This window comes from Moorena sp. SIO4E2 (assembly GCF_010671945.1).
GTDB lineage: Bacteria > Cyanobacteriota > Cyanobacteriia > Cyanobacteriales > Coleofasciculaceae > Moorena > Moorena producens.
The window spans coordinates 1-11,238 of sequence record NZ_JAAHIE010000222.1; the positions used below are offsets into that span (position 1 = coordinate 1).

Here is an 11,238-nt window from a genome sequence, read left to right on the forward strand (position 1 = left end):
AATAACCGTCCCAATTCGTCTACCCAATTGCTATAGACTGCCATCACTACAGGCAACACATCTTCTGTAGCAATTACAGTCTGTTTCAACCCTGGTACTAATCCCCCATTCACCAGAGAACTCTTGCCCACCCCCGATTCTCCATGAATCACAATTAGCCTGTAATCATTGCTTCCAATCCGTTCAATCAATCGATTGACATCCTGCTGTCGCCCAGACTGGGCAATTCCTAGCGCTATAGTTTCTCTATTTTCCTCCTCTAGGGATGCAAGGCGTTGCGCTCCGATCAAATTTGTTGGCAAACCCACCAACTTTATCTGTTGTCGTGGCTGTAATCCACCAGCACCAATAAACCCTCCCCAACCATACTGTTGCGCTAACGATTGTTGATATTGCTTAAGTTGGAAAGCTTGGAGATACTGCCCCTGCTGGAAATAAAGCGATTTCCCTAACCGACCGCTACGCGATCGCAATCCCTGCAAAATCCGAGTGTAAAACCGAGGATTATCCTGAGGTGCAATAACCCTTGCCTGTTCTAGATGTTGGAGTGCAGCTTCAGGGTGACCAAGCCGTTGCTCAGATTGAGCTAACAGTAGTAGATACAGACTCGTTTGAAGTGAGTGCATGGTCTGGAGTGCATTGTCCTGAATGCTGACTCCTGAGTTAAGAGATGGTTTTGTGCCCTCTGTGCTCTCTGTTTCCTGTGTTTCCTCTGTTCCCTCTTCTGCAACACCATAGGAAACTTTCCCTATAGTATCTAATGCTTTCTGAGCATTTTGCTTAGCCTCTTGCCAACGAGATTGGTTAAGAGCGACTTCTGCTAAAAATCCGTAAGCTTGGGCTTTTAGTGGTGCCAGACCTTGCGCCCCTAATAGGATTTGGCGTTGCTGTAACCCTAGGGCATTGTGAGCCAAGTGATACAAATCATCCCAATCCTCTAGGCGTTGCATCACCTCACCTAGTTGATTGATAAACTTCGTGACTAAATCATGACGATTCAACTGCTCAAACCGATCAAGACACTCCTGGAATAATCGTCTAGCATCGTTCCAATAGAGACAGTTTTCTGGTTCCCGAGACTTTTCCCCCTGCTGGAAATAACACAACCCAATGTAAAATAGGACGATTCCCTGACGCTCCAGGAATTGCTGATCAGAAACGGTAATCTCATTTACCGTAGTATCACTTCCGTTTTCTAAGTTATTTATATCCTCTAAGTTATCTAGATATTCTAAGCTATTTATATCATCTAAATTATCTAGATATTCTAAGCTATTTACATCTTCTAAGTTATCTAAATTAGATGAAGAAACATTGTTCCGACTCTCCCCATCTCCTGATCTCGTGATCTCCTGATCTCCCGATCTCTCAGTCTCTGTTTGAGCTGGTTGCCAAAATGCCAAACTTTGCTCATAGTGAGTTACTGCACTACCCAACTGATAGTTAGCATAAGCCTCTTGACCACGAAGGAATTCTATACTAGCTTTGAGAGCAGGTTCAAGGGTTTCACCGCGATGCTGTAAATCCTTCAGAGCAGCATCAATTTCCCGGTGACGTAGAATACCTATATCAGTAGGTACAAAGTATGCTATACTATTTGATTTTAAAATATAGTCAAAGATAGCATCGGTAGTCTCTTTGAGTTCAGTAATTAAGGTTTCTGTTGCGTTCGCAAATTCTATCGGTGTCCCCAAACTCTCCAAATCTGGAGCAAACTGGGTTAGTTGCTGCTGAACCTCATCTGTAATCCATAACACTAAGGGGAAAGGAAGATTTTTCTGAAACTCTTGGAGCACTTGATTAGTAACACTCAGCATCTGTGCTAGATTCTGCACCGATTCTAAGCCCAACACCATCACAGAAGTAGGGCGTTCTTCTCCCAGTATTGACCGAATGGTGTGATAGAGGACTTTGTCCGATGGCTTAAGGGTTAGGGTATTAATGTCAACCGAGCAGAGTGTTGGTAATTGCGCTACCAAACGGAAACGCACCCTGATATAATTACAGCGGGCTAAAATCAGCTTGAACTGTCCCTGAGAGGCTTCTACTGCCGACGCTAGTTTTTTCAGGGCATGCTGATTTTCAGTTGCGATCGCATTAGATTTGTCCATCGACCAATGTAGGGTCTTCCCGCCATTCAAGTAGCCATCTCAACCCTTAACTCTAACATCCAAACTCCAAAAAGGGACGCCAAGGGCGAACCACCGTCAACCACCGATTGCTAGGATAACTGTTGCAAAGCCAGTCACACTCAGACGGTCTTCGTTATAGAAGGCAGTACGTACTACTAAATCGAGATAAACTCTAGGGCGTAATTCCCCTCGCCAACTAATCGAGTCACCCCGTTGGCGGTAAGGAGACTCTCCGGTCGGTAATCCACCCAACTGCGCACCTTGTTCAGTTTTGCCGGTATAACTCAAAGTGGTTCCAGGAATTGTTTCTCCCTGCTTGACTCGGTATAAAACTGGAACCTTGTAAACCACTAGACTGGGGTTTGTTTTGTCCGGTACCTGCGGTACCCAACCAGGTTTAGAAGATACCCCATCTACCGTTAGACTAACACTACCACCAGCTTGTAGGCGTTCCTCACTATAAACTAATACCCGTTGGTTCAGGCCCATTTCGACTCCCCTCAGAGGGCTTCCAGTCCAGTCTAGAGAGTCACCACTGCGCTTGAATGCCCGTTGTCCATTGATCAACACTTCAGCAGTTTTCTCCTCCGTCCTACTGATGTACCGAATATCAGTCCCTGGTATCAATGAACCAGCTTTCACCTCCTGCCTAACTGGTCCTTTGTAGACCAAGGTAGAGTTTGACCGAGGCTGCCGTTCCAGTAGACTGCAACTAGTCGTCGTAGGGACAACAGCCAACAGCACCGCTGTGGCAATTAGTAAACGTTTAAGCAAACTGAGTGCTGAGTTTTGAGTGCTCAGTCCATTCTCTTGAGTGCATTTTCCGGCGTTGCTGAATAATGGAATGATTTTAAGAGTTTTGTAGAATGGGCATCTTGGTGGAACTGGCATCTTGCCAGTTTCAAGAGATTTTCGCGCGGGCAGGATGCCCACTCTACTCCTATTCATTACTTGATTCAGCAACGCCCATTGTCCTGAGTGGTAAGAAGTGCTCAAGACTGAATAACCTAGTCTATGGTCAGCTCTTGCAGTGTAGGATCTGTTTTCCAAGTCAGGTTTCATGTTTAGCCTCTTTTACATCCAAGCTTGCCCCCCGATCGTCGGTGAGTATTGGGGGATACCCTTTTGCTTGTCTTAATTCCTACTATAGCGATTACCAAAACCTATCTGGCTTGGTTAACATCAAATTTGTCACCATTTCCGCAGTGAGGGCTTCATCAAACAAGAATCCTTGTCCATATTCACATCCTAAATCTTTCAAAATATTCTTTTGTTCTTGGGTTTCTATGCCCTCAGCAATTACCTGAATTTTTAGTTTTTTAGCTAGATTTACAATCGCTTCTACCGTATCAAAATTTTTACCATTTTTTGTAAATCCTTGGCTAATAAAAGAACGAGCAATTTTAATGATATCAATTGGCAAATCATTTAGATAGGAAAACGATGAGTATCCGGTGCCAAAATCATCGATACACAATTTTATATTTCTGTCTTTGAGTTTCTGCCAGATAGTGCTATCAACTGAGGCATTATCTACCAACACACTCTCAGTAATTTCCAGCTTCAAGTTCGCCCCACTCAATTCTAACGTGGTGCAGATTTGGTCAATCTGGTCAATCAGCTGGGGTTGGTTGAGTTGAATACCAGACAGATTCACACTGATACTCAAAGAAGAATAATCAGGAAACTGGTCTTGCCAAAGGCTTAACTGTTTGCAGGCTTCCCGTAAAATCCATTCACCAAGGGGGATAATTAGTCCTGTTTCTTCTGCTACCGGAATAAACTCACTAGGACTAACCTTGATGCGAGTGCGGTGCTGCCACCTGGCCAAGGCTTCAAAACCAATAGTTTTGCCGGTTGTCAGGGACACTATTGGTTGATAATTCAGATGCAATGTTTCGTATTTAATTGCCTGTTGTAAGTCGGTTTCTAACTGTAGTCGCTCAATAGCTCTCTTTTGCATACTAGGATGAAAAACTTCTGAGGCTCCTTTCCCCTCTAATTTGGCATAATACATCGCCGTATCTGCCCCTCGCAGCAAATCTTTCGGTTGCTCATACCCCATGGTACTCAGGACAATACCAATGTAGCAATTAGAAGACACAACTCGCCCATTGAGATCGAATGGGATGGAAATCTCCTGATGGATACGCTCAGCTGTCTCTTTCACCTGAGCTAAGTCTTGGATATTCGAGAGCAAAATCGCAAATTTATTCTCTCCCATCCGTGCCAATATATCCTGATCACCGATGCATTCCTGTAAGCGTTGAGCAGTAGCAACTAGGAGTTGTTCACTGAGTAGATCACCTAGACTGTATTGGATAATTCCGTAGCGACTGAGAGTCAGAGATAGCACAGCAAATACATTATCCTTCTGAGTGTTTCCAACAATTGGTTCATCCCAGCAAAGAGTTGGTATAATCGGGTATGCCATCGGTAGACATTTGCGATTGTGAGTTGGCTGTACTGGCTTAAACCACTGGCGCAGGTAGTATAAAAACAATGTCCGATTAGGCAAACCGGTTAATTCGTCATAAAACGTCAGGTCTTGTAACCTCTTGATTGCCTTCCGGTAATTTTTGCGCACCTTTGCTTCTCTTAACTCCCGCTCCACCGCCGGAACTAATCGTGCTAACTGGTGTTTAAGTAAATAGTCATGGGCTCCCGCTTTCATAGCAGCGATTGCCATATTTTCCTTAATCGAGCCGGAGACGATAATAAACGGTAAGTCTAACCCTTTTTTTTGTAAGAGTAGTAAGGCACCAATGGCGCTAAACTTAGGCATGAAGTAATCAGCAATCACAAGATCCCACCCCTTATTATCTAAGGCTTCGTTCATTGCTCCTGGTGCTTCCACTCGTTCATAAATTGCTTCGTAGCCACCATTTTTTAGTTCAACCACCAGCAACTCAGCATCATCTTCTGAGTCTTCGACAATCAAAATTCGCAGTGGTTTATTCATTGATATGTCCTATCTATTGTTCAATAAGTTTCTACTTGATTAGAAAGCTTTTGGATTATGATATTACTAATCTCATCATCTACACATTTATGGCTAATTTTTAACTCAAATCGATGTCATTACCTGAATTGGCTGGTTTTGAGGAGTATACAGAATACATAATTCAGAAATCAGGATAATAATTTAGCAAGGTTAGTGGTAGTATCAATAACGATTAGTGGATTACCAAGCAAATTTATATTAAAAATTCCTGGATGGAAAATCAATTATTATGACTACTGATTCCTGACTACTGACTCCTCAATTGCCGGATAGTTGGTTATGTCGAACTCAGGTAAGTTTAGGTTTAATCCCAACCGATAAATGGCTTCTCCTAAAGTCTCCTTAGACTAGAACTTGGTTAACACCTAGTGCTTTGTAGTGCGGATTATCCTTGAAATCTTTGCTTTGCAAAGTTGACCATAGCTAACCTTAATACTCTTGTATTCTCGGCGTTTCTGAATCAAGTAATGAATAGGAGTAGAGTGGGCATCCTGCCCGCCCGACAATATATTGAAACTGGCAAGATGCCAGTTCCACACAAGATGCCCATTCCACAGGTGCGACCCAAGGCCGCGAGGGATTGCTCGCGGCCTTGGAGGCGCGCACCTACTATTAAAATCATTACATTATTAAGCAACGCCGTCTTTGGGACCAACTCGGTACATGTCATAAGCATCAAAGTAAGTGTAATACTCACAGTTTTCAAAATAAGTCTGTCTTACTGCCTACCAAGCCTGCTTGTACAGGTTGTTGGCTTGTTCACACCAGAAAACAAGTAGGTCATTAGTTTCATCTGGTATGTTCCCAGACAATAATCCAGATAATAATATTTTCTTTGTCCCGTATTGCACTAGTTATATCACCTCCTAATCACAAAGAAAGTAGACCAGGGGTGTGCATCCCCTAACTTGTTTTCACCCCCCGCGTCAAGCAGGGGGGCAAACAAGCTGCGATTTCTGTAAATTCAATTCCTAACAGCTTAAATTGCCTAAGCGCCATAATTACCAAAGCCATCTTAAAGCCTGTATTATCATAAAAATGAAACACATGGCTGCCATTTTGTCATTTTTATGTTTGCACACAGATCATCAATTGTAATTTAACTATTGCTAATCATTAGATCAGTAGTGATTGCAATAGTTTTTAGGTAAGCATTCAGCTATCAGTTATCACCTATCAGCTAATGGGCTACGGGCACGCTACTGTTCGCGCAGCGTGCCCGTAGCGCAATCGGTGCTATCAGCTATCAGCCAAAGGCCAGGCTACGGGAATGGCCACGCTACTGTTCGCGCAGCGTGCCCGTAGCGCAATCGGTGCTTTTGAATAAAATAAGCTGACCACTGACCACTGACGGCTGACGGCTGACGGCTGACGGCTGACGGCTGAATGCTTACGTTTTTAGGTGTGGAGGAGACCAAGCAATGGTGTTATTATAGCGAATAATTTTTGAAGGGTGGAAGGGTAAAATAAAACGTTGCTCCTTGTTCAATTGCACTTTTAGCCCAGACTCTGCCACCATGTCGGTGAATAATACGCTTTACAGTAGCGAGTCCAATGCCATTGCCAGTAAACTCGGCTTCGTTGTGCAAGCGTACAAAAGGGATAAATAATCTGTCAGCGTCAGCCAGATCAAAGCCAGCTCCATCATCCCGGACAAAATAGGCGATCGCTTCATCACTAGTTTGCTCTTGCCCCCCTGTCTGAGGTGCGGACAATGGGCAAACTCCAAATTCAATCCTGGCTTGGGGATGATGGGATGTGTATTTCCAGGCGTTGTGGAGTAGATTCTGTAAAACAATCCGGAGCAACGTACTATCTCCATAAGCCTGAATTCCTTTGGCAATGACCCATTCCACGCTCCGTTCAGGTTGGGTTTGTGTGAGTTCTAACCTAATTTCAGCAACCATCTTGCTCAAATCAACCTGCTGGTAGTGCATCGGGTCACCGCTAACTCTCGAAAGCTCTAGCAAATCCTCAATGAGTTTCCACATATGCTGACTGTTAGCAGATATACGTTGGAGATAGTGTTGTCCTTTGAGATCCAACTGGTGATGATAGTCCTTTGATAGAACCTTAATAAAACTCTTAATCCTTCGTAGTGGAGCGCTTAACTCGTGGGATACTGAATAGGCAAATGCTTCTAGTTCCTGATTTGTGGCTTCTAGTTGAGCCGTGGGCTGATTAACTCCGTCTACCAGCTGTTGATTAGTAGCCAACATTGTTGCTGGTTCTAGCACTTGCAGCAAACTATTTTCTGTAATGATACCTGTCGGTCGTCCACTATCCTCTACAACTGGTAGATGACGAATCCGATGTTGGCGCAATCGAGACAGTAGCTTGACTATATTCTCGACATTCTCGACTTCAGTGGCTGGTAGTGTAATTAATTCTGTGGTCATCACGTCAGCGATCGCTAGTCCAGAAAGCCCAATCCCTTCGACTATGACCTTTAGCAAATCTCGCTCAGTAAAAATGCCTACTAATGACAGTTGCGACTGGACGAGTACGTAACTAGAGTCGAACTGGATCATGCGGGCAATTGCCTCTGTTACTAGAGTTTCGGGAGATACAATCAGAGGATCCCTATTAATTGCTGCGTCTAGGTTCAAATACATCGGGTAAGAGTGTAGCACAAATTTCAACAATCTAGCAGTAGGAATTGGTGAAATTATAGCGATTGTGATTAAACAAATTCATTCCAAAATGGCGAAAAATTTCAATTTAACTAGTCAAGATAGAGGGAAATTTTTATTTTTACCTCTCCCTCTTACCCTTTCACCATAATTTTAACCAACTGCACCAGTAAATTAATAAGCAAATTAATACGATGTCAGCATTCAGCATATGCGCATTCGCGCACGCTACGCGAACAGAATTCAGCCATTCCTAATCAGCCCTTAGCTACAAGCAATCTTGAATCAACCAACCTTTAAGAAAGAACATTCTCGCCCGAATACTTATGTACTCCCATCATCTACTCCCATCCAGACCCAAATACCTAAGTTTGGGTCGATGCTTTAGCTGACTCCTGAGCAGCTGAGCCCTGAAGGCTTACCGTTTAGCTCCAATTGACCAGGTTTTTTGTTGATCCTTGACTGTTCACTGCTGACAGTAAACGTCATCTAGTATTTCCAAATAAATCATGAAACCCAATGCTGATTTGTCATAACAAGTAAGCATAATGCCGTCAGCCTAATGCCGTCAGCCTTGTGGCACAGGCTTTGGCCTTGGCCTTTTGGCCTTTTGGCCACGCTACGCGAACGGCCACGCGTGCGCGTTTGGCCACGCTGTGCGAACGACGCTGTGAGGTAACTCAGCATTATTCCAATGCTTACTTGTTTTATTCCAAAGCTGTTCGCGTAGCGTGCGCGTAGCGCATTAGCTGATAGCTGATAGCTGATAGCTGATAGCTGATAGCTGATAGCTGATAGCTGATAGCTGATAGCTGAATGCTTACCATAACACCAAAAAAATACTTGGAGCTCTTTCCTACTGTTACCTACCCCCCTTATTAAGGTTAGGGGGGATTCCTGTACCCTTTTTCAATCAATCCTAGTTTCTATCAAATGGGTTCTATAGACTGTGAACAGTCAACAACCAGACTATTACGTTTATTTTTACCGTCCCACTTACTCGATCACGAAACTGCTATTCTATTATGGATTTCTTGAACAAGACTTCCCTGGCTAGGTAGTGATTAGTTATTAGTCCAGTATTAGTCCATTGTCGTCAACAATAAGTCTTCTGGTCTTTAGCAATGACTAATTACCAAAGACCAAAGACCAAAGACTAATGACTAATGATTAATGACTAATCATTAATAGACTAATGCTATAGCCAACGACTAGCAATTGGCATCCGCCAGCCAGTACCAAAGGCGCGGTCAGTAACCTTTAAGCCTGGCGGGGCTTGTCGGCGCTTAAATTCAACACGAGCGACTAGTCGGATGATTTTGTGAACCACTTCGGGCTGATGACCTGCATCAATAATTTGCTCCGGGGCTTGGTGCTGCTGGATCAGTCGCTCGAGAATATCATCTAGGATATCGTAAGATGGCAAGGAATCTTGGTCTACTTGACCAGGTTTTAATTCAGCGCTGGGGGGCTTGATTAGAATATTAGCAGGAATAATTTCTGTTTGGCTTAAAGGTTGTTCGCCTTTGGCGTTCGAGTCAGTTAGGTTAGCAGGTTGACGCTGATCAGCTTGAAGCTTAGAAGAGGAGTCTGAAGGTTCAAGATTGAGCGTACTAACCTGCAACTTCTGATTAACCTGGGACTCCTCTGCCCTAGAATTTAGCCACCGACATAGGGAGTAGACCCGGGTTTTGGGAACATCGGCAATTACAGCTAATCCACCATTCATATCACCATAGAGGGTACAGTAACCCACTGCCATCTCTGACTTGTTGCCAGTAGAAAGCAGGAGATAGCCAAATTTATTAGCGATCGCCATCAGTAAGGTGCCCCGAATTCGGGATTGAATATTCTCTTCAGCCACACCGAACTCTGTCCCAGCAAATAGAGAGGTTAAGGTTTGGTCAAACCCTTCCATCAAGGAACCAATGGCTAGGGTGTGAGTCTTAATACCTAGGTTTTGTGCTAAAGAGAGAGCATCTTTGACGGAGTGGTCAGAACTGTAGGGAGAAGGCATGAGAATCCCCAAGACATTCTCTGGTCCTAAGGCGGCGGTGGCAATAGCAGCTACAAGAGCAGAATCAATCCCACCACTCAAACCAATTACTACTTTTTTAAAACCACACTTACGGGTGTAATCTCGGACTCCTAGGACTAAGGCTGACCAAATTTCTTCGTCTAGGCTGGCTGGGGCTGGTGCTATTGCTGCCGATGGTGGAGACTCTATAGTTGTTTCTGGTGGGGTGACCAGATCGTGTGTTTCTCGGTCATATTCCAAAATGACTAAGTCTGTTTCAAAGGCACGGGCGCGACATACCATCTCACCAGCCTGATTAAATGCTACACTACACCCATCAAATATCAGGTCATCATTGCCTCCTAGCTGATTGGCGTAGAGGATAGGTGTATGGTAACGGCTAGCGCTATGGCGCAACATTGCTTCCCGAGTTTTCTGTTTACCCGCGCTATAGGGTGAGGCGGACAAGTTTACCACTAGGTCTACACCCTGTTGAACTAAGTCTGTGATCGGATTGACTTGATAGCTGCGTTTGCCCCAAAACTCTTCATCGTTCCACAAGTCTTCGCAAATGGTAACACCGATTTTAATTGGAGAGTGGGCATTCTGAGTTGTGATTGCTGATGGCTGGTGATCAATGGTGAAGGAATTACTCTCCCGTCCTGGTTCAAAGTAGCGGTTTTCATCGAAAACATCATAGGTGGGCAAGAGTCGCTTGTGAAAAATCTGCCGTACTTTTCCCCCCTCTAGTAGAGCAATGCTGTTATATAAAGGTTTGCCACCAGCAAGCTCTGCTTTGGTATTCGGTGTTACTGTCCCCACCAAAACAGCTAGAGACAATGGTAGCTGCTGAGCTAGTTGTTGCACTTGTGTAGTCATCGACTCTCGAAACTTGGGATTGAGCAGCAAATCTCGTGGTGGATAGCCACACAAGGATAATTCTGGTGTCAGCAACAGACGCACATCCTGACTCGCAGCAGTGTTGGCTACTTCAAGAATCCGTTGAGCGTTGCCTGTAATATCACCAATGGTGGGGTTGAGTTGAGCGATCGCAATCTTCATCATTTTTGATTGTTTTTTATAGTTTAGGCCATCTACTTCACACAATCTTTAGTAATCTGGGTTTGGTTAGTAATTAAATGACAAAATATACAGTTTATATCGTCTTGACCAATCCGGTTTTTTTATCAAACCAAAAACTTGCTTATAATTAGCATTTTTTGTTGATATTTTTACTTCTTAATTAGTTGATAAACTGATTGGCAAATCAACTAAAAAACTTGCTATCAATATTAGTAATTTATGATATCATAAATTACTAATATTGCATAAATGTTGAATTCCAAGAGTTATGTACCTAAAATTAGATACACTACACCTATAACACGCCAGATAGGTTCACGAGAACACCATCTTATCAAACCAATGTACATAGCTAATATTTTCACACAT

7 protein-coding genes are annotated in these 11,238 nt (G+C 43.7%); all 7 read right to left on the reverse strand.

The window, feature by feature from the left end; all coding sequences use genetic code 11:
- Positions 1–2,111, reverse strand: a 2,111-nt coding sequence (locus tag F6K37_RS21145) for an nSTAND1 domain-containing NTPase (protein WP_502887761.1), incomplete at its 3' end; no start/stop codon positions are given.
- 96 nt (positions 2,112–2,207) lie between these two features.
- Positions 2,208–3,128 (reverse strand): hypothetical protein, encoded by a 921-nt coding sequence (locus F6K37_RS21150; RefSeq protein WP_131826934.1) that lies wholly within the window; start codon positions 3,126–3,128, stop codon positions 2,208–2,210.
- Between the two features lie 157 nt (positions 3,129–3,285).
- A complete protein-coding gene (locus F6K37_RS21155; RefSeq protein ID WP_287251947.1) occupies positions 3,286–5,094 on the reverse strand; it encodes a GGDEF domain-containing response regulator in 1,809 nt (602 codons plus the stop codon).
- Positions 5,095–5,565: 471 nt separating this feature from the next.
- Positions 5,566–5,742 carry a hypothetical protein gene (locus tag F6K37_RS21160; RefSeq protein WP_287251949.1) on the reverse strand — a complete coding sequence of 59 codons (177 nt, stop codon included), beginning with the start codon at positions 5,740–5,742 and terminating at the stop codon, positions 5,566–5,568.
- 656 nt (positions 5,743–6,398) lie between these two features.
- On the reverse strand, positions 6,399–6,554 hold the full coding sequence (locus tag F6K37_RS21165) for a hypothetical protein (RefSeq protein WP_154659669.1): 156 nt from the start codon (positions 6,552–6,554) through the stop codon (positions 6,399–6,401).
- 12 nt (positions 6,555–6,566) lie between these two features.
- Complete coding sequence (locus tag F6K37_RS21170) at positions 6,567–7,751, reverse strand: sensor histidine kinase (protein WP_008179384.1); 1,185 nt, start codon at positions 7,749–7,751, stop codon at positions 6,567–6,569.
- 1,216 nt (positions 7,752–8,967) lie between these two features.
- Complete coding sequence (locus tag F6K37_RS21175) at positions 8,968–10,848, reverse strand: NAD+ synthase (RefSeq protein WP_008179380.1); 1,881 nt, start codon at positions 10,846–10,848, stop codon at positions 8,968–8,970.
- Positions 10,849–11,238: the final 390 nt, after the last annotated feature.

Excerpts from the sequence above, each read along its gene's own strand:
- F6K37_RS21155 (WP_287251947.1), bottom strand. The coding sequence starts at position 5,094 with ATGAATAAACCACTGCGAATTTTGATTGTCGAAGACTCAGAAGATGAT.
- F6K37_RS21170 (WP_008179384.1), bottom strand. The coding sequence starts at position 7,751 with ATGTATTTGAACCTAGACGCAGCAATTAATAGGGATCCTCTGATTGTA.
- F6K37_RS21175 (WP_008179380.1), bottom strand. The coding sequence starts at position 10,848 with ATGAAGATTGCGATCGCTCAACTCAACCCCACCATTGGTGATATTACA.